The sequence below is a fragment of the Embleya sp. NPDC008237 genome (assembly GCF_042956465.1).
In the GTDB taxonomy this organism is placed as follows: domain Bacteria; phylum Actinomycetota; class Actinomycetes; order Streptomycetales; family Streptomycetaceae; genus Embleya.
Genome location: NZ_JBIBGL010000030.1, coordinates 38,263 through 58,369 on the forward strand (window position 1 = coordinate 38,263; position 20,107 = coordinate 58,369).

General features: G+C 69.7%; 13 protein-coding genes and 1 pseudogene. 6 read left to right on the forward strand and 8 right to left on the reverse strand.

What is annotated here, in order from left to right; all coding sequences use genetic code 11:
- Positions 1 to 432: 432 nt before the first annotated feature.
- The gene (locus ACFZBU_RS44780; protein ID WP_391589578.1) at positions 433 to 1,314 is read left to right on the forward strand and encodes a HEAT repeat domain-containing protein; all 882 of its coding nucleotides are present in this window, start codon (positions 433 to 435) and stop codon (positions 1,312 to 1,314) included.
- A 111-nt stretch (positions 1,315 to 1,425) separates the two neighbouring features.
- Here ACFZBU_RS44780 and ACFZBU_RS44785 read toward each other — a convergent pair whose 3' ends face one another.
- On the reverse strand, positions 1,426 to 2,142 hold the full coding sequence (locus ACFZBU_RS44785) for a neocarzinostatin apoprotein domain-containing protein (RefSeq protein ID WP_391589579.1): 717 nt from the start codon (positions 2,140 to 2,142) through the stop codon (positions 1,426 to 1,428).
- A 760-nt stretch (positions 2,143 to 2,902) separates the two neighbouring features.
- Here ACFZBU_RS44785 and ACFZBU_RS44790 point away from each other — a divergent pair.
- Positions 2,903 to 4,438: pseudogene (locus tag ACFZBU_RS44790) on the forward strand (M4 family metallopeptidase); the annotation flags it as partial.
- 122 nt (positions 4,439 to 4,560) lie between these two features.
- Here the strand turns inward: ACFZBU_RS44790 and ACFZBU_RS44795 are convergent.
- The 5 genes from ACFZBU_RS44795 to ACFZBU_RS44815 form a co-directional block, all read right to left on the reverse strand.
- Positions 4,561 to 6,132 (reverse strand): ABC transporter substrate-binding protein, encoded by a 1,572-nt coding sequence (locus tag ACFZBU_RS44795; protein WP_391589580.1) that lies wholly within the window; start codon positions 6,130 to 6,132, stop codon positions 4,561 to 4,563.
- A gap of 519 nt (positions 6,133 to 6,651) precedes the next feature.
- Positions 6,652 to 7,203 carry a hypothetical protein gene (locus tag ACFZBU_RS44800; RefSeq protein ID WP_391589581.1) on the reverse strand — a complete coding sequence of 184 codons (552 nt, stop codon included), beginning with the start codon at positions 7,201 to 7,203 and terminating at the stop codon, positions 6,652 to 6,654.
- Complete coding sequence (locus ACFZBU_RS44805) at positions 7,200 to 8,432, reverse strand: ATP-binding protein (RefSeq protein ID WP_391589582.1); 1,233 nt, start codon at positions 8,430 to 8,432, stop codon at positions 7,200 to 7,202. The genes ACFZBU_RS44800 and ACFZBU_RS44805 overlap by 4 nt, the downstream gene beginning before the upstream one ends.
- A gap of 258 nt (positions 8,433 to 8,690) precedes the next feature.
- On the reverse strand, positions 8,691 to 9,236 hold the full coding sequence (locus tag ACFZBU_RS44810) for an acyltransferase family protein (protein WP_391589583.1): 546 nt from the start codon (positions 9,234 to 9,236) through the stop codon (positions 8,691 to 8,693).
- A gap of 23 nt (positions 9,237 to 9,259) precedes the next feature.
- Positions 9,260 to 10,129 (reverse strand): SGNH/GDSL hydrolase family protein, encoded by an 870-nt coding sequence (locus ACFZBU_RS44815; RefSeq protein WP_391589584.1) that lies wholly within the window; start codon positions 10,127 to 10,129, stop codon positions 9,260 to 9,262.
- A 376-nt stretch (positions 10,130 to 10,505) separates the two neighbouring features.
- Here ACFZBU_RS44815 and ACFZBU_RS44820 point away from each other — a divergent pair, with 376 nt between their 5' ends.
- Together ACFZBU_RS44820 and ACFZBU_RS44825 are read left to right on the forward strand one after the other, a co-directional pair.
- Positions 10,506 to 12,641 carry a PQQ-dependent sugar dehydrogenase gene (locus tag ACFZBU_RS44820; RefSeq protein ID WP_391589585.1) on the forward strand — a complete coding sequence of 712 codons (2,136 nt, stop codon included), beginning with the start codon at positions 10,506 to 10,508 and terminating at the stop codon, positions 12,639 to 12,641.
- A 354-nt stretch (positions 12,642 to 12,995) separates the two neighbouring features.
- Entirely contained in the window at positions 12,996 to 14,339 is a 1,344-nt protein-coding gene (locus ACFZBU_RS44825; protein ID WP_391589586.1) for a glycoside hydrolase family 18 protein, read from the forward strand.
- Positions 14,340 to 14,481: 142 nt separating this feature from the next.
- Here ACFZBU_RS44825 and ACFZBU_RS44830 read toward each other — a convergent pair whose 3' ends face one another.
- Positions 14,482 to 15,624, reverse strand: a complete 1,143-nt coding sequence (locus ACFZBU_RS44830) for a S8 family serine peptidase (protein WP_391589587.1) — start codon at positions 15,622 to 15,624, stop codon at positions 14,482 to 14,484.
- A 583-nt stretch (positions 15,625 to 16,207) separates the two neighbouring features.
- Here ACFZBU_RS44830 and ACFZBU_RS44835 point away from each other — a divergent pair.
- Both ACFZBU_RS44835 and ACFZBU_RS44840 read left to right on the forward strand, forming a co-directional pair.
- Positions 16,208 to 16,432 (forward strand): hypothetical protein, encoded by a 225-nt coding sequence (locus ACFZBU_RS44835; protein WP_391589588.1) that lies wholly within the window; start codon positions 16,208 to 16,210, stop codon positions 16,430 to 16,432.
- Positions 16,433 to 16,557: 125 nt separating this feature from the next.
- On the forward strand, positions 16,558 to 18,246 hold the full coding sequence (locus ACFZBU_RS44840; protein WP_391589589.1) for a bifunctional aspartate transaminase/aspartate 4-decarboxylase: 1,689 nt from the start codon (positions 16,558 to 16,560) through the stop codon (positions 18,244 to 18,246).
- A 78-nt stretch (positions 18,247 to 18,324) separates the two neighbouring features.
- Here the strand turns inward: ACFZBU_RS44840 and aspT are convergent, their stop codons facing one another.
- A complete protein-coding gene (gene aspT / locus ACFZBU_RS44845; RefSeq protein WP_391589590.1) occupies positions 18,325 to 20,007 on the reverse strand; it encodes an aspartate-alanine antiporter in 1,683 nt (560 codons plus the stop codon).
- Between the last annotated feature and the right edge of the window lie 100 nt (positions 20,008 to 20,107).

Here is a 20,107-nt window from a genome sequence, read left to right on the forward strand (position 1 = left end):
ACGCCGCTCTCACCACCGCTGCGCCGATCCGGTGAACAGCCCCCGCCCGGGGTGCTGCCCACCGCGCGGAACGTCCGACGAACCGTCCGACCCCGTGCCCGGCGTCCGGGACATGACGCACACACCCGCGAACAGCGCTCAGCCGCATACCGAACCCCCGTCCGTGATGGGCCGGCCCGACGAATCGGGTCGGCCCATCACGTCGTCGAGGATGGTATGGAGCACCGACCGAACCACGCCGCCGTAGCAGAGGGCACGACGCCGTCGAAGCCCTCCTGGACAAGGCGGTCTGCGGCTGACCCGACTTCCGCGGGTCACCGCTCGAAGGGACACTGGGCGGGGCCGGTTCGTGCACCCCGCGTGGTGCCCTTGCCGGCACCGATCCCCTGTCCGCACCGACCCCTTGCCGGCCGAAAGCGTGGTTGATTGCCGATGTACGTGGTACCGGAGGGGATCGACGAACTCATCGTGTCATTCCTGCGTGGCGACAACAGGGCCGGCGACAGGCTGGTGGCCGCGGGACCGGTGAGTCTGCGCCGTCTGATCGACGCACTGGCGGGCCGGGTCGACCCGGGCTGGAACGCGTCGGGGGCAGCGGGGGAACGCAGCGGCCGGGAGGAGTTCGAGCACCTCGACCGGTTGCAGGGGCTCCTGGCCCGTGCGTTTCCCGAGGCCCTGTTCGATGCGGTGGCGCACGACCGCACACTCGAACCGGCGGTCATGCGGATGCTCAGGTGTGTCGAGGATTCGCGCGCGGTGCCGATTCTCGAACGCGGGCTGCGTCCCGGTAGCGGAGTCCGCTGGTCAGCCCTGTGCGGTCTGGCCGTGCACGGCACCGCCGAGCACACGGAGGCCGTTGTCGACTGCCTGGACGACGCGAGCGAACCGACGCGGTCCGAAGCCTTCGACGTACTCGGGCGGCTGGGGGACGTCCGCGCAATCGAACCCCTGCTGCGCAGGCTGAGCGCCGACGATGGTCACACGGCAAGACGCGCCGCGGAGGCGCTGGATCGCGTCGAGCGACGCATCGGTGGACCACTGGCACCGCCGGTCTGGCTCGAGCTGGGGCCGCGGGAACTCACCACAGGGGGTGCGCCATTCGGCGGACCGTGGCGCGTGATGGAGGGCCTGGTGAAGCGCGGGCGGACCGTCCGCGACGGTGAGCTGCTGGCGGTCCTGGAGAACGACTACGTCTCGACCGAACTCACGGCTCCCGGGCCCGGCACGGTCACGGACGTTCGGATCTCGGTGGGCGACGAAGTGTCCGACGAGGTCGTGGCCGTCGTTCTCCAGGCCCGGCGCCGCATCGGGTAGTGACCGCCGGCACTCGTCTTCGGCACCACCGCCTCCTCGGTGTTCCACCACGCGCGCGACAGGGAACCGAGGTGGTGCTTTTCGCCGGGGGCGAGGTTCGGCCGTCGCCGGCTACTCGTCTCCGCTGCCTCGGCCGGTTCCGGCCTGGCGCCGGTTGCGGACCACGAGCACCACGATCACGGCGATGACCGCGATCACGCCGGCCATGACGGCCGGGAGGACCCATGGGTTCTTGTCGGTGTCCGTGTCCTGCGCGTCGGGGATCGCCGAGTCGGCGGAGGCCGAGGGGGTCGTCGGTGCGGGCTGCGCGGCCGAGGCGCCGTCGCTGCCGGGGGCGGGCGCCGGGCTCGGTGTCCAGGTGGGGGGTAGTCCGGGGACTTCGCCGCGGAAGCCGATCGAGAGGTAGGTCTCCTGGCTGCGGTCCCCGCCGCCGCCGACCTTGGTGGTGGCCACGGCGCAGCGGGTGCGCAGGCAGTCGACGGAGCCGAACGCGGCGCGTACGCGCAGCGCTCGGCCGAAGGAGCCGTCGGTGTCGACCCGCACGGGGTCTTCGCCGAGATCGGAGTCGCATGCCTTGTCGGGCCCCTGTGCGGGGTCGCACGTTTTGAGGCGTACCTCGCTGCCGGGTCGGAAGCCGCGACCGATCACGGTGATGTGGTCGCCGGCCGGATCCAGGGCGCTGGTGCGGTCGGCCGTCAGGGTCGGTCCGCCCTGGCTCGTCGGTGCGGGGGAGGCGAGCGCCGGTCCCGGTAGGCCGGCGAGCGTCCAGGCCAGGGCGGGCGCGGCGAGGACGAGGGCCGCTCGACAGGGGCGGCCGGTGGGGGGCATGACCATGATCGTTCCCAATCGCTTCCGTATGTCGGCCCGCCCTTGGGCCTGCGGTGGCGGCGTGCGGTGTCGTGCCCGCCGAGGCGCCCCGGATTCCCGGGGCGCGGGAAGCGTTGATCGCTTCGGTGCTTGCCCTTACCCGGTCGGGTCGCGGTCATCCACGACTCGCGGGTGACCACCTCGGACGCAGCAACCGGCGTGGGGGACGATCCTCGACACGAGCGCGGTCGCGTACATCGAACGACAACTTCCCGAGCCGTCCCGGGCCGAACCGATTCGGGTCTCGCCGAGGCGAGCATGCTCCGGAACGGTCGGCGCGAAGTCGTCCGTCCGCATCCCGAACGAGGAGTTCTCGAGCATGGCCGCGACGGAGCCGCGGCACCGCCGGGTGTCGCGCGCCGACCACCGGCTCGGCTCCCCGCCAGGCAGGTCGGCGTCCCCTGCCGATGCGCGCCGCGCACCGGGCAGCCGCCCCCGACGATCCGCGTCCGGTTCGCCACTCGGGTCAACTCGCCTTCCTGGGCGCCCGGTTGTCGGGAAAAGGAGCGGGCGGCCCGCGGGCTCGACGGGGGTGCACGGGTGGTTGTTGACAGAATGTGCCGCGTCGAACACATTCGTTGACGGTCGACTTGGGAGCGTGTGAGCGTTTCGTACGCTCGGGCACGAACCCGGCGCACGCGATGGTCGGTCCCGCTCAGCCCGCGGAGCCGACGAGAACCGGACTCGTGGTCGAGGTCTTTCCCCTATCCAAGGAGCCTCGATGAAACGCAGCACGGTGACGGTCGGGTCGGTCCTGGCCTTACTCGCCGGCCTCGTGGTCGGTACGTCCCAGTCGAACGCGGCGACGCCGCCGCCCGCGCCCGGCTTGGCGGCGGCGGTGTCCGCCGCCGACAAGGCCGCCGCGAGCGGCCAGGACGTCCTGGCCAAGGGCCCCGACGAGAGCTACGTGCGGCAGCAGGTGACCCCGTGGGTCGACAACCTGTACTCCGTGGCCTACGAGCGCACCTACCGCGGGCTGCCCGTGGTCGGCGCGAGCGCCGCGGTGCTGGCCGACGGCAACGGCACCGTCCGGGCCGCCGAGTCGGCCACCGATGTGCGGATCGACGTCCCCGTCAAGCCGATCGTCGGCAAGGGCGCGGCCGAGAACGTCTCGCGGTCGCGACTCAAGGTCGTCGACAAGGTCGAGTCGCGGCGCCTGGTCGTACGAGTCCGGGAGAATTCCGCGAACCTGGCCTGGGAGACCGTGCTGATCGGCAGCACCGAGACCGCGCCCAGCCGGCTGCACGTCTTCGTCGACGCCCGGTCGGGGCAGGTGCTCGACTCCTACGACGACGTCAAGGGCGGCACCGGCACCAGCCAGTGGAACGGCCCCAACCCGCTGACGATCAACACCAGCGGCAGCCCCGGCAGCTACAAGATGATCGACACCACCCGGCCCGGCCTGTCCTGCGCCGACTACAGCGGCGGCGTCTTCACCAAGGCCACCGACACCTGGGGCAACGGCAACGCCACCAACAAGGAGACCGGCTGCGTCGACGCCATGTGGGCGGCGCAGAAGGAATGGAACATGCTCCGCGACTGGCTCGGTCGCAACGGGCACAACGGCAACGGCGGAAGCTGGCCGGTACGGGTCGGGCTCCCCGCGATCAACGCCTACTGGACCGGTTCGCAGATCCAGATCGGCCACAACCAGAGCAACCAGTGGATCGCGTCCATGGACGTCGTGGGCCACGAATTCGGGCACGGCATAGACCAGTTCACCCCCGGCGGCGCCGGCGCCGAGGCCGGACTGGGCGAAGGTACCGGCGACATCTTCGGCGCGCTCACCGAGGCGTACACCAACGAGCCCTCGCCCTACGACCGTCCGGACTACCTGGTCGGCGAGACGGTCAACCTGGTCGGCAACGGCCCGATCCGCAACATGTACAACCCCTCGCAGGTCGGCAACAACCCGAACTGCTACAGCTCGTCGATCCCGGGCACCGAGACCCACGCGGCGGCCGGACCCCTGAACCACTGGTTCTACCTGCTCGCCGAGGGCACGAACCCCGGTGGCGGCAAGCCCAGCAGCCCGACCTGCAACAACACGCGACTCACGGGCGCCGGAATCCAGACCGCGGGCAAGATCTTCTACGGCGGCATGCTGCTCAAGACGAGCGGCATGACCTACAAGAAGTACCGCACCGCGACTCTGAAGTCCGCCAAGGCACTCGACTCCACCTGCGGCCTGTTCAACAAGACCAAGGCCGCCTGGGACGCGGTGAGCGTGCCGGCCCAGGTCGGTGACCCGACCTGCCCGTGATGCCGAACGCACTGCGATAGACATCCGACGCTCGTCCTTCGACGAGGCCGCGGCCACCCGCCGCGGCCTCGTTCGCAGTGTCCGGGTACGGGCCGAACCCGTGGACGCGCGAGCGGTCAGCCCGCGTCGGTACGGCGCAGGGATGTGGGCAGGAAACCGCCGCCGTCGACCTCGAACGCGTAGCCTCGGGTGAAGTAGGGGACGTTGCTGTCCATGAAGGTGATCACATCGATCCGCTTCATCAACTCCTCCTCCGCCGCGGTCCATTCGGCGCAGCCCGCGGTGTCCGACTTGGCCGCCGCGAGCGCGGTCAGGCGCTGGTACTCCGGGTTCTGTACGGAACCGAAGTTGAGGCCCTCGGGCGGCTTGGCCCCGGAGAAGAACGGGACCATCTGGTCGGGCGTGCTCAACGACAGCGGCGCCCACGCCACGTCCCACTGGCCGGTCATCAGCGTGGAGACCTTCGTCGCCGGCGTGGTCGGCTGAAGGGTCACCTTCACGCCGAACGAATTCCACTGCTTGACGGCCAGCTCGGCCGCCGCCACGACCTGGGTGCCGGACAGGCCCGGGTAGGGCACGGCGATGGACAGTTGCCGCCCGTCCTTGGTCCAGTACCCGCCGGACTTCTTCCACCCGGCGGTGCGCAGCAACTCGGCGGCGCCGTCCACGTCGTGCGTCGGCAGGTTGGCGGTGACCGAGTCGGTCGGACAGGGCGGGGACATCGCGGTGCCCAGCCGGGTCGGCAGCCTGCCCTTGCCGCCCGTGGCGACCGCGCCGAGCTGCCGGAGGTCGATCGCCGTGACCAGTGCCCGACGCACCTGCGGATCGGCGGTGACCCGGTTCGGGTCCTCGTTGAACAACAACTGGCCGAGCGGGTCCTGCATGGCCGTGGACTTGATCCCGGCCGCGGCCAGCCGGGACCGGTCGGGGCCGACCACCGTCGTGACGTCCAACTGGCCGCCCAGGAGCAGATTGGTCCGGGTGGACTCGTTGCCGATCACCTTGAAGACCACCCGGTCCGGGGTGCGGGCGTTGTCCACGCCGTCCGGACCCCAGGTGTAGCCCTGCCGCTTGGTGAAGGTGAAGTGGTCGCCCGGTACCGCCTCGGTCAGCCGGTAGGGCCCGGTGCCGTCCGAGGCATGGTCCAGTTTGCCCTGCGCGCGCATGCCGGAGGGGCACACCAGTTGCAGCGTCGCGGCATTGCGCAGCAGGAAGGGAGTGGGCTCCGGCGTCTTGAACGTCAAGGTGCCGGTGGCGTCGTCGGCGGAGACGGTGAGGCCGGTGGGCACGATCATGCCGAGCATGGGCGACGCGTTGGCCGGCTCGGCGATGTACGCGTACTGCGCCGCGATCGCGGAGGCGGTCAACGGCGTACCGTCGTCGCACGTCACGCCGCGCTTGAGGGTGAAGCTCGCGGTGGTCGCTTCGGACGTCCACTTCTCGGCGACACCGGAGACGATCCGCCCGTCGGGCTGGATGTTGAGGAGCCCGTCGTAGGAGAAGCGGTTCAGCATGAACGCGCTCGCGTTCAGCGCGGTGAGCGGATTCAGGCCACCGGGATCGGCGACGACCCCGACGGTCAGCGTATCGCCGTCGCCGGCGGCGCCACCCCCACCACTCCCACCGCAGCCGGCGGCGAGCAGGCCCAGGACGAGGGTCCCCACGACCCCACGCGAGACACGTCTCATCGTGCGCCTCCCCGGAAATGCCCGCCGACCGCGAAGCACTCGGCAGCCGCGGAGCACTCGGCGACCGGGAAACGCCCGGCCACGGCGTGCCCGGTGCCGCGCACCGCACCCGACTCGGCACCCGGTGCCCATCGGCGGTCTGTCGGCGGCATGGCCGGCAATGCGGATCGTCCCGTCACGGGAAACCTCCTCGGAGTGCGGCTTGCGCCGCTGCGGACGATCACGGTAGGCAGTGGCCGGAAACCGGGGGATCGTCGCCGCGCACGAAGAACGTTCCACGATCCTGTGCGAATCGCCGACGCCGAGGCCGGCCGTCTCCGGGATTCTCGGATCCGACGCGATTCGACCCCGCGAGCGCACCGCGGGCGGCGTCCATACCTGCGTCGTACCGTCCGGTGTGGCCGTCGTGAGGGAGGGCGTGGTCGAACGAGCGGCGGTGTCCACCCGGGGCGCCGGGACGCCTGTCGTGCGGATCTCCACACCGTCGATGGGGATCTCGGACCCTCGGCCCGAGAGTCTTCAGCCGGGAAGGCCCCCCGGGGAGCGGCCCCCTTCGGGCCGCGCGTAGTAGCCGGCGACGTTGCAGTGCAAGGGGCCCCACACGCCCGGCTTGCCGAGTTCGCGGAAGTCGATGTCGACGTCGGCGACCGGTCGACCACCCGGGACCCGGGCGTTGGCCGCGGTGCAGGTGAGTTGGTGGATCGCCTCCACCGGCACTCGGCCGGCGTCGAAGGGCAGCGTGAAGGTGACCCTGCCGTCCCCGGTGTCGACGCCGACCCGGCCGGCCACATCCGTCAGGGCGGTCGAGAATCCCTGCCGCCGTTCGGCCTCGGTCGGTCCCTCCAGCAGCAGTGCGACCGCCCGGCCGGGGTCGAGGGATTCATCGGCGGGTCGGGACACCGCCTGGACACCGTCGAGGGACACGAAGAACAGACGAGCCCGGTCGGGGACGGCGCCGACCTGGGGAACGCCCCTGGCCGGGGGGCCGACTCCGTGCGGCTTCGTGGTGGAGATGCCGCATCCGGCGACGAGGAAGGCCACGATGGCGATCACGGCGGTGACGAGCTTCACTGATCCTCCTCACGTCGGTGTCCGACCTCGCCCGGCGACTCCGGCTCGCCGTCGGGATCGGTTCCGGGTGCGCCGATGCCGTCGAGGTGCCGCCGGCCCGGCACGGCGGGCGGCACGAGTGGGAGTTCGATGGTGAACACGGTGCCCTGGTCCGCGGCACCGGCCGCTCGTAGGGTGCCGCCGTGCAGGTGGATGTTCTCGCGGGCGATGGCAAGTCCCAGGCCGCTGCCCTCGGATCGGGTCCGGGCCGAGTCGGCTTTGTAGAAGCGGTCGAAGATGCGCGCGAGCACCGCCGGATCGAGGCCGGGGCCGTGGTCGACCACGTCGATGGCGACTCCGCCGTCGGCGCGGCGCAGGACGACGCGCACGGGGCTGCCGCCGTGCCGCAGGGCGTTGCCGACCAGGTTGGCGAGGGCGACGTCGAAGCGCCGCGGGTCGAGGACGACGCGGATACCGTCGGGGAGTTCGGTCTCCACTCGGTCGGTCCACCCGCGCGCCCGCAGGGTCCGGCAGACCGCGCCGGCGATGTCGACCTCGTCGGTGTGCAGGATCGCGGCCCCGGCGTCGAAGCGGGAGATCTCCATCAGGTCCTCGACCATGCGGGCGAGTTTGCGGGTCTCCTCGGCCACCAGTCGAAGCGCTTCGGCGGTGTCGGGGCCCAGATGGGCGGTGTCCTCGTCGAGGACCTCGGTCACGGCGACCATCGCCGCGAGCGGGGTTCGCAGTTCGTGGGAGACGTCCGCCGCGAACCGCCGGGCGCCCGCCTCCAGGCGGCGCCGTTCCGCGGCGTCGCGTTCGATGGTGTCGGCCATGGTGTTGAACGTCGCGGTCAGGTCCGCGAGTTCGCCGGTGCCGCGGACGGGGATGCGGGTGTCGAGCGCGCCCTCGGCGATGCGGTGGGCGCCCGCGCGCAGCCGGCGTACCGGACGAAGGACGTGCGCGGCCGCGATGAGTGCCGGGACGAGGGCGAGTCCGACGGCGGGGATCGCGCCGTAGCGGGCCGCGGTGACCAGGGCGCGGATGTCGGCCTGCTCGCCGCGCAGGGACATCTCGGCGTACACCACGATCCGGGTGGGGGTGTCGTCCTGCCCCGCGTGCAGGATCGGCATCCCGATGACCAGCCGCGGGCCGTCGGCCCCCGCAACGCGCTGGGCCACCGCGCCGTTTCGCCGCAACACCGCGGATCGCAGCGCCGCGGTGACCGCGCCGGGGGCACACGGAGTCCGCACCGTTGCGAGGCTCCGGTATGACGGCCCACAGGACCGCCATCGCGGCGAACGTGGCCAACAGGGCGACGGCCCCGGTCCGACCACGCGCCCAACGGGCCCGAAAGCGGATCGGATCCTCCACCAGGACCTTGGAAAGTACGGCGGCGGCAACGGAAACGGCCACGACGACAGCCGTCCGTCCCCAGCCCGAGAAGCCCAGACGTTCCTCGTCCAGCAGCAGATAGACCGGCCAGTGCCACAGGTGGAGGCTGTACGAGATCAGACCGGTCCGGCACAACGGAGCGCCGCCGAGAACACGGCCGACGGGGCTGCCCGGGGCCCGGGTGAGGCAGCAGACGAGGAGGGCGGCGGCCGGCGCGTGGAGGAACATGCCCCCTGGAAAAGGGACGGCGAATCCTCTCCGTCGGCCAGGGCCCAGTACGCGCCGATGCCGCACACCAGGGCCACAGAGATCCATCCGGCCAGGTGCTCGCCCAGGCGGGCCACCGCGCGAGCGGCCGGCGCCGTGGCCGTCAAGGCGCCCAGGAGCAGCGAGAAGGCACGCGTGTCGGTGCCCTCGTACACCCGGGTGGTGTCGATCGGGTCGGTGAGATCGATCATCAGAGCCGGCGAGACCAAAGCCCCCGTCGCCGCGACGACGGCGACGTTTCGGCCCGCGTTCGGGCCCCGGGCCACCAGAGCCAGGAGCAGTGGCCAGAACAGGTAGAACTGCTCCTCGACGGCGATGCTCCACAGGTGGCTGAAGACCCGACACCGCGCACGGGAAGCGAGGCGCTGTGCACGGGAACACGAGGGCGAGCACATCAGAGCACATCGCCCGGGATCGACTACTTGCAGCCGAGTCGTCCGTACACCTTGTCGCCGGTCCACGACCCGGTGGCCCAGCGGTCCACTGCCGCCGGTGTGAAGGAGTACTGCTTGCCGAGTTCCTTGCCCAACCATTGGGCGAACGCGGCCGATCCCTGTTGGCAGGAATGGATGCCGTCGCTGCTCCGGTGCGCCTTGGCAGCGGCGCCGTCGGTGCCCCACAGGGCTGCGGCGTCGAGGTAGCGCACCTTGCCCGGGTGCTTGTCCGCCACGTCCCGGGCCGACTTCGGGGCGGACTTGATCTCCGCCTCGTGCGGCTTGTGGAAGTCGTCGATCCTGAACGGCGGCGCGGACACGATGACGAGTTCGGCGCCCGCGTCGGTCACCGTCTTGACCAGCCGTTCGTAGCTCGCGTGTTGTTCCTCCGGCTTGCCCCAGTCGTAGGTCGTGATCTGGTAGACGACGACGTTCGGCTTGAAGGAGCCGAGTTCCTTCGGCAGTTGTTCCCAGGTGGGTTCGGCCACCTCGCCGATGACACCGCCGGCACCGGCGGCCGCCATCGACTTGAACTCCGTGCCGTTGGCCCGCATTGCCGCTTGGAGTGCGGGGGCCTCGACTTCGCCGATGGAGTCACCCGTCCACAGCAGCCTGGCGAGCTTCGCGCTCCTGGTCCCGGCGGCGGACGATTCCCGGCCGTCGCGGGCTGTGGCGGAGGGGGCGGCGGCGGAGGTTGCGGCCGCGTCGGACCGGCCGTCGCCGGCCGCGCTCTTCCTGTCCGAGTCGTCGCAGGCGGTGAGCCCGAGGAGACCCGTCGCGGTGGCGAGGGCGATTCCCACGGTGAGCCGGACAGTGCGCCGACGGCGGGTGGAGGGGTTGGTCTGGCTGTTCATGTCGCCCAGTAGAGCCTGCGAAATCCCTCCTGAGAGGGGTTGTCATCGTTTCATCACACGCTGGGAGAGCAACAGTCATCCACCCCGAGCCCGCACCCGGATCGTGCCCGCCGACGGCCGCACGGCCGAGGCGCGGTCGGAAGTGCGTCCGCATATCGAGTGGCGTGACCCGTTGACAGGCACACGACCGAGGCCTAGCGTGCTCCATCACCAGATAGGAAAGTTTCCTAACTATCGAGGTCCAGCGCCAACTTCCCCCGGGTGACCGCCCGTTGCCGGATGTCGCTTGCCACGAAACCTTCGCAGCGGACCGCCCGGGCAGCACCACGAGCTGCTGAGCCGCCTTGCGCTCAGTCCCTCTTCGCTGGAGGACACCGTGAGACGCATCAAATCCCGGCCGTCCAGGGCGTTCGGCGCCCTGGTGGCTGCTGCCACCACCGCCTCGCTCTGCGTGGCCCTGCCCGCCGCCCACTCTGCGCCCCTCCTTCGCACCGCCTCGTACGAGGCCGAGTCCGCCCAAGTCGTCAAGGGCAAGGTGGAGTCCAACCACGCCGGCCACACCGGCACCGGCTTCGTGAACTTCGACGCGGTGTCCGACGCGTACGTCGAGTTCACCGTCCAGGCGGAGCAACCGGGAGCCACGAAGCTCGACTTCCGTTACGCCAACGGCACCGCCGACAACCGGCCGTTGGACATCACGGTCAACGGCACCCGGGCCGCCGACGATCTCTCCTTCCCCGCCACCGGCGCCTGGACGACCTGGAAGACGGCCTCCGTCACGACGGCACTGGTTGCGGGCACCAACAAGATCCGCGCCACCACCTCGGGCGTGGACGGCCCCAACCTCGACAGCCTGACCGTCACCCCGCAGGGCCCGGCCGACACCGAGAAGCCGACGGCCCCGAAGAACCTGCGCAAGGACAAGGAGCCGACCACCACCTCCGTGTCCCTCGCCTGGGACGCGGCCGGCGACAACGTGAAGGTCACCGGCTACGACGTCTACCAGCACGGCCAGCTCATGAAGCAGGTCGACGGCTCCACCCTGGCCACCACGGTGACCGGCCTGACGCCGGAGACCAGCTACGACTGGACCGTGTTCGCACGCGATGCGGTCCCGAACGTCTCCGACGCCAGCAACGTGGTCACCATCGCCACGCTGCCCGCGCCGCCCGACGGCGAGGCGCCGAGTGTTCCGCAGGCGCTGCACGCCACCGGCAAGACTGCGACCAGCGTCGACCTGGCATGGACGCCGTCCACGGACAACGTGTCGGTGACGGGGTATGACATCTACCGCGACGGCGCCGCCGCGGGTACCTCGGCAACCGCGTCCACGACCGTCGCCGGCCTGAAGGCCGACACGGCGTACCGGTTCAAGGTGCGAGCCTTCGACGCCAAGGGCAACCGGTCGGCGTTCGGCCCGGAGATCAGCGTCACCACCACCGGTTCCCAGCCGGGCGGCACCCCCGATCCGGGCACCGTGAAAACCCTGGCCACCGGTGTGGACGTCGCCTGGGGCGTGGCGTTCCTGCCGGACGGTTCCGGGATCTACACCGAGCGGAACACCTTCGACGTCTACCGGTTGACCAAGTCCGGCCAGAAGACACGGCTCGGCAAGGTGCCCAACTCCCAGACCACCGGCGGCGAGGGCGGCCTCATGGGCGTGGAGGTTTCCCCGAACTTCGCCACCGACCACTACGTGTACTTCCTGCACACCTCGTCCGACGGCAACCGCATCGCCCGGATGAAGCTGGAGAACAACGCGCTCAGCGGCTACAAGGTGCTGCTCGCCGGCATGGCCAAGAGCCGCTACCACAACGGCGGTCGGCTTCGCTTCGGGCCCGACGGCAAGCTGTACGCCGGCATGGGCGATGCCCAGAACGACTCCCGGGCGCAGGACAAGAACTCTCTCAACGGCAAGATCCTGCGTATCAATCCGGACGGCACGATCCCGTCGGACAACCCGTTCGGCAACGCCGTCTGGTCCATCGGGCACCGCAACCCGCAGGGCCTGGACTTCGACTCCAAGGGACGCCTCTGGCAGGCGGAGTTCGGCGACAACATCATGGACGAGGTCAACCTGATCCAGAAGGGCGGCAACTACGGTTGGCCCAACTGTCAAGGTACCGAGGGTAGTTGCTCCGGATACATCGCGCCGAAGAAGACCTGGCCGGTGTCGTCCGCCTCGCCGAGCGGCCTGACCATCATCAACGACCACGTGTTCGTGGCCACGACTCGGGGGCAGCGCGTCTACCGGCTGCGCATCGACTCCGGCTCCAACCTGGTCGAGCAGAAGTCGTTCTTCGAGGGGACGTACGACCGGCTGCGCACCGTGGAGGTCGACCACGACGGGGACATCTGGCTCACCACGTCCACGGACAAGGACGGCACGGCGGGCAACGACCGAATCCTGCTGATCGACATCGTCTACTCGGGCGGAGCCCGCCCGGGGCCCGGCGAGTTCGCGCCGACCGGCACCGCCTTCACCGACGACGCCACCGGCTTCGACGAATAGCGCTGCGCCGGGGGGCGGTGCGGCGGGCCGGGACGCCTCACCGCCCCCCGGCGTGGAGCGCGGGCGACACCGGCGCCAGGAGCCGACGGTTCGCGTATTCCGAGCCGGGCCGGGAACGCCCGCGGTCGACCGGGCAGGCCCGTCCGGCGAGTTGCGCCTCGCGAGCCGGCGGTCTCGGCGCCGGTGGTGGTGCGAGGGCGAGGGGCGCCGGCAATGAACCGGCGCTCGCCGCACCACCGTTTTGCATATTGCACCGATCCGAACGCACCCCTTGTACACGCGGGACAGAATGGACTAGACCTTTGCTACGCCCGGCCCCGGGCGCCGTGACGCTCAGTCGGAAAGTGGGCCCTCGTGACCGTTCGTCCAGCCGGTCTCCTCGCGGCCGTCACCGCCGCCGTGCTGCTCGCCGCCACCTCCGCCACCACCGCGACCGCCACCCCCGGCCACGGTCCGCACGGTCCGAAGCCGAAAGGCCAGCGGATCGGGTACTTCACCCAGTGGGGCCACGACAGCTCCGCCAAACGCGTCCAGCAGACCGGCCAGGCCGCCAAGTTGACCACGATCAACTACGCCTTCGGCAACGTCTCCGCGGAGGGCACCTGCTTCGAGGCCAACATCGAAGGTCAGGGCTACGCGTACGACGACTACCAGCGCGCGTTCACCGCCGCCGAGTCGGTGGACGGCGTCGCCGACGCCCCCCGCCAGAAGCTCAAGGGCCACTTCAACCAACTGCGCAAACTGAAGGCCGGGAACCCACAGCTCAAGGTGGTGATCTCGCTCGGCGGCTGGACCTGGTCCAAGTACTTCTCCGACGCGGCCGCCACCGACCAGTCGCGCAGGAAGTTCGTCTCCTCCTGCGTCGACCTCTACATCAAGGGCGACGTGCCGCGGCTCGACGGCGCTCCGGAGGGCGGCCCCGGCGCCGCCGAAGGCGTCTTCGACGGGATCGACATCGACTGGGAGTACCCGGGCGGCGGCGGCGCGGAAGGCAACGTCGAACGCCCCGAGGACGGCCGCAACTTCACCCTGCTGATGGCCGAGTTCCGCAAGCAACTCGACGAGTACGCCGCGCAGAAGGCCCAGAGCCGGAGCGAACGCCCCAAGCCCCGGCACTACCTGCTGACCGCCGCCCTCCCGGCCAGTTCCGTGGTTGCCGACCGCCTGGAGATCCCCGAGGTCTCCGCCTCGGTCGACTTCATCAACCTCATGACCTACGACCTCCACGGCGCGTGGGAGACCAAAGGCCCCACCAACCACCACGCCAACCTGTACTCCGACCCCACCGACCCCGACGCCCGCCAACGCAGCGCCGACAAGGCCGTCGACCACTACGCCCGACTCGGCCTGCCCGCCCGAAAGACCGTCCTGGGTGTCCCGTTCTACGGCCACGGCTGGACCGGCGTTCCGGCAGGCGACCGCAACGGCCTCTACCAAAAGGCCACCGCCACCGCACCGGACCTCACCTACAAGGAACTCGGCGCGCACCCCGGCACCACCCACGTCGACCGAAGCCACGGCGCCTCGTGGAAATACGACGGCAACACCTTCTACACCTACGACAACGCCGAAATCCTCACCACCAAGGCCCGCTACGTCCGCCGGCACGACCTGGCCGGCGTCATGATCTGGGCCCTGGACGGCGACGACATCCGAGGCAGCGGCATGGCCGCCCTGGACCGCGGCCTGCGGCACTAGTGCCGGTCGCCGGGCTCGCGGTTCGACATCGGCTGTGGTGAATGCGGCTGAAGGCGCGCCCGATCGGGCGCGCCTTCAGCCGGTTCGGCAGGCCGGGGATGTCGCCGGCGGGGGCCCGCCGGCGACATCCCGGTATTCGCCGTTACAGCCCTGCGGTGTTCAGGAGCCGGTTCGGGGTGTAGGTGTTGGCGTTGGTTCCGTCCTGCGGCGGGTTGTTGGTTATCGCCCCGACGGTGGCGTGGTCGAGGATCCAGGCCTTGACGGTCGGCGAGGGAGCGTCGCCGTACGTCGCCTTGTACAGCGCCACGACCCCGGCGGTTATCGGCGCAGCGTAGGAAGTGCCGCAGTCGTAGCCGAAGGGGGCGTTGTGCGCGTTGGGCACTTCCCGGATGGTCATGACCGGGAACCCGGGTGCGTAGATGTCTCCTCCCACGGTGCTCCACGCGTTGACCGGCTGTCCGGTGTTGGTGCTGATGCAGTCCGGGGTGACCCGGTTGTTCAGCGGCACGGTGTCGTCGGGCGAGGTGCCCATCACCACGATCGCCTGCCCGGCGTTGGCCGGCGGGTTGTCCACGGCCCAGCGCTGTGCGTCCGGCCCCGCGGAGACGCAAAGCCACGGGAACAGGCAGTAGGGGACAGGGCCGCCCACGTTGCCGGCGGAGACGACGACGGAGACACCGGAGTTGGAAAGGTCGTTCACGGCCTGGGTGAGTTGGCCGAGCTGTCCGAAGTAGCCCGCGCCGTTCCAGTTGTGCGAGATGACGGCCACAGCCGGCTTGACGGCGTTGTCCTTCACCCACATGATCGCGTTGTAGTAATCCTGCCAGGCCCATGAGCCGTGGCAATTCTCGGCGTTGACCGCGATCAGGTTCACCTTCTTGGCCACACCGTATGTGGCGCCGCCCAGGGACTCGGCCATGCCGGTGCCGTGGCCGGTGCAGTCATTGGGACCGTTCCCGAACGGGTCGTACTTCACCTGGGCGCGCCCGCCGAAATCCGGGTGATCGATGTCGATGCCGGCGTCGATGATGTACGCGTTGACCCCTTCGCCCTGGGAGTGCGTCGTGTAGTTGTACGTCCGGCCGTTGCCGGGGGCCGCGACCGGGCCGGTCTGCGTGATGCGTGCCAGCGCCCAACTGTCGGTGACCTGCGTGTAGTCGGTGGCCCGGGCCGGCCCGATCGCCGTCAGCAGCATCAACATCGCGGCGAACGGTGCGAGGAATATTGCTCTTTTGCGCACTGAAGTGCCTCCAAAGAAGGCCTGGAAGATGATCAAGGCCAGCATCGTGGCATGGCGCGTTTGCAATGGAAAGGGATTCCGCGTAGGTGCGAGGAGGAGTTCCGTTTTTCCCGTCGAACCATTTTGCTGCGAGCGAAAAGGTGACACGTGCCGTATCGTCGTATCGTCGTCGCAGCGATTGCATATGCGTCGAATCGGCGTCGCCGGGCACCGAATCTCTCGAATGACGGATACCGCATCGTCGCAATATGTGGCCGAATTCCTCTCGGGAAGCGTTTTCCGCCAGTTCCGGTTCGGTCGGGGTGGGGGCGCCGGTGGCGGCTTCGCCGGTGGTGTCCCTCCGGTATCGCGGGGCGGTGGGGGTTGGGCCCGACGGGTGCACCGCTGACCCGTACGGCGCAGCCGCGGTGTGGTGCGCGGTTGATCCGTTCACTCTTCCCGGCGGGCGCCGCGACGATCGACCCCTGACCGCGGCGGGCCGGGAGGAGAGCATGGAACCGCGCTGTCGCCGACGGGTGCCGACCACGTGTACGGGCCCGAGGCGGCTCCGCCCGTCGGACGGGGGCGTGGCAGGCCCGGTCCCGTCGGATTTCCGGGCGGGTCGTCCTTCCCGGTTCCGGAGCTGACCATGGGCCGGCTCAAGGGCGAGATCTGCAAAGCGTATGCGGAGTTGCCGGTCTTCCTGCCCGTCGCCCGGTTCGAGGCGGCACAGCACGACGCGGGCCGACGCGTGTACATCACCCGGATCCGCCGCGGCGACGAACCGATCGGCGCGATCAAAGAGAACGCGCGCAGCCAGGTGTTGCCCACCTCGGCTACATGGTCCCCTGCGCGGTGGGGAACGTGCCGCTGACCATCCGGGGATCGGTCATCGTGCTTCCCATCCACTGACCGGCCCGTCCCTCGCCCTCCATTTCGCAGGCTCGTCCCGATTCCCGTTCCGCTTCCCGTCCCGGTTCCCTCCCGAGGAGTAGTGCCGTGCCCAAGGCCACCTACAGTCGCGAGAAGATGCGCACGCTCGCCGCCCTGAGCCCGTTCGAGCTGAAGGCCGAGTTCATCAGGCTCGCCGAGGCGCACGCGGCGGACGCGAGTCCCGAGGACGCGCAGAAACACCGGGCGGCCCGGCAGATGCTCAACGCCGGGCGCGGCAATCCGAACTGGATCGCGACCGGGCCGCGTGAGGCGTACCTCGCGCTGGGGCATTTCGCGCTCGGCGAGAGTCGTCGGGTGTGGACCGCCGACGACCTGGGCGGCATGCCCACACAGCCCGGAGTCGCGGGCCGTTTCGAGGCGTTCCGCGCCGCGAATCCGGGACTCGTCGGTGTGGAGGTGCTGAACAAGTGCGTACGGCACGGCATCGACGAACTCGGCTTCGATCCGGACGTGTGGATCCACGAGCTGGTGGACGGCTATATCGGGGACAACTACCCGATGCCGGACCGCATTCTGGCGTGCACCGAGCAGGTCGTCCGAACCTACCTGCACCACGAGATCTTCGACGGCAAGGCGGCCGCCGGCAACAACCTGAGCCTGTTCGCCACCGAAGGCGGCACCGCGGCGATGTGCTACATCTTCGACTCGCTGATGAAGAACGGCGTCCTGCACCAGGGCGACCGGATCGCCTTGATGGTGCCGATCTTCACGCCCTACATCGAGATCCCCGAACTGGACACCTACGACTTCGACGTGGTCGACATCAAAGCCGAGCTGTTCGCCGAGAACGGAGTGCGCGAGTGGCGCTATCCCGAATCGGAGATCGCCAAGCTGGAAGACCCCTCGGTCAAACTGGTGTGCCTGGTCAACCCCAGCAATCCGCCCTCGCTCGCGCTGTCGGAGCGGGTCGCGCAACAGATGGCCGCAATCGTCCGTGACAAGAACCCGAACCTGATCGTGGTGACCGACGACGTGTACGGCACGTTCGTCGACGGCTTCCGCACCATCGCCGCCGAACTGCCGCGCAACACGCTCCTGGTCTACTCGTACTCCAAGCACTTCGGCGCGACCGGCTGGCGGCTGGGTGTCATCGGCGTCCACGACGACAACGTGATCGACGCGCGGATCGCCACCCTGCCGGATGCCGAGAAGCAGCGGCTCGCCGAGCGGTACGGCACCATCGCGCTCGAGCCGGGTGCCCTGAAGTTCATCGACCGGCTCGTCGCGGACTCGCGGCAGGTCGCGCTCAACCACACCGCGGGCCTGGGCCTGCCACAGCAGGTGCAGATGGCGCTGTTCTCGTTGTTCGGACTGCTGGAGGAGGGCCAGGCGTACAAGCGACTCCTGCGGGAGACCGTGCGCCGCCGCCTCGATCTGCTCCTGGAGGGGTCGGGGATGCGGATCGCGGACGATCCGCAGCGTGCCTGCTACTACGTCGAACTGGACCTGGTGGCGGAGGCGAAGCGCGTGCACGGGGACGGCTTCGCGCAGTTCCTGGAAGCCGATTACGAGCCGATCGACCCGCTGTTCCGGCTCGCCGAACAGACCTCGGTCGTACTTCTCAACGGCGGCGGTTTCGACGGGCCGCAGTGGTCGATCCGCGCGTCGCTGGCCAACCTCGACGACCTCGACTACCTGAGGATCGGCCACGCCGTGCGCGGGATCTTCGACGACTACCACCACGAATGGGTCGAGGCGGGCAGCCCGGGCGCCGACGGTGGCAGCGGTCGCTGAGCAACCGGCCCGGAAACGTCGTGGGGCACTGCGGCAGCCGCAGTGCCCCACCCCGCCGTTCCGGTCGGCCCCGGCGGATCAGGTCCTCAGGCCGATGATGCCGACGAAGATCGGCCCGGTGAGCGGGAGCAGGAAGTTGGAGAGTGTGTAGGTGATCGTGTAGCCGAGCATCGGTACGGAGCTGTTCGCGGTGTTGGTGACCGCGGTGATCGCCGGGGTCGAACACTGCTGTCCGGCAATGGCGCCGACGAGGATGGGTTTGTCGATTTTCAGGAACCTCCGGCCGATCCACAGTCCCAGGAACGCCGGGATCACCACCATCGCGATGCCGGACAGCGGCAGCAGCAGCGGGTACTGCTTCAGCAGCGGCCCGGCGTCCGGTCCGGCGGCCAGGCCGGTGACGGCGATGAACATGGCCAGGCCGAGGTCCTTCATGGTCTGCGCGGCGACGGGCGGGTACGCCCCGAAGGTGGGCTGCGTGGAGCGGAACCAGCCGAACAGCAGTCCGGAGATCAGGCAGCCGCCGCCGGTGCCCAGCGTGAGGTCCGCGCCGCCGGCGTGCACGACGATCTGGCCGAGCAGTACCCCGAGGCAGATGCCCAAGCCGATGTAGACCCAGTCGGCGCTCTCGGTGCGAACCTTCGCGCCGAACTTCCGCTGGAACCGGTCGACCTTGGAACCGCTGCCGACGATGGTCATCGTGTCGCCGTGGCGCAGCTCCGTCTCCCCGGTCGCGGGGAGGTCCTGGCCGACCCGCTGCAGGCCGGTGAGGTACACGCCCTCGGTCTCGACCGGGTACGCCCGGTTGAGCTCGGTGACCGTCTTGCCGGCCAACTTCTTTTCGGTGAGTACCAGTTCCCGCACCGTCAGCGGGGTTTCGAGGCCGGGGACGCCTGCGGTCTCCGGCCCGAGCCGTTCGCCGGCCGCCATGACGCCTTCGCGCTGTCCGACCACCAGCACCCGGTCGTCGCGGGACAGCGTCAGGTCCGGGGCGACGGTCAGCACCTTGGTGCCGCGTTTGACGCCCTCGACGGAGGCGTGCAGCCCGACCGCCTTCTCGAGCGCCGCGATCGTGACCCCGCTGCCGTCGGTCACGTGGTACGTCCGGCCGACCAGGGCCGGCATCGACGCCTCCTGACCCTCCTCCAGCGTCGGGTCCGCGCCGCGCATCCGCTGCCACAACTCGCGGCTGGCGTCCGCCAGGTCGATCTTCATCAGCCGCGGGAAGAGCTGGCTGGTCAGCATCACGATGGTGATCAGACCGAACAGGTAGCACACCGAATACGCGGTGGCGACGTGCGCCTGCATCTCCTTGGACTGGTCCGCGGTGATGCCGGACAGATTACTGATCGCCTCCTGCGCGGTGCCGACGACCGCGGACTCGGTGGCGGCGCCGGCCAGGATGCCCGCACCGGTGCCGACGTCCAGGCCGCCGGCCTTGGTGATCACGATGGCGATGATCACGACCACGACGGCTTCCATGACGGACAGCACGCCGAAGCGCAGTCCCTTGGCGTTCAGGTTGGCCACGAACCCGGGACCGGCGATGTATCCGAGGGAGAAGATGAACAGCGCGAACGCCACGTTCTTCACGTCGGCGCCGACCGACACGTGCTGCGCGCCGATCAGCATCGACACGATCAGCGTGCCGCAGATGCCGCCCAGCGTGATCGGCCCGACGCGTAATTTCCCGACCAGATAGCCCAACGCGAGGCACGCGAACAACGCCAGCACGGCGTTCTCCCGCATGAGATTGAGCACGACACTCCTTCGCAAAGCAACAGATATTGCCTAAAGCATCACAGTCGGTAGTCCAGAGGCTTGTAAGCCACCAACGCCGAACGAGTGATGGGGTGGCGGG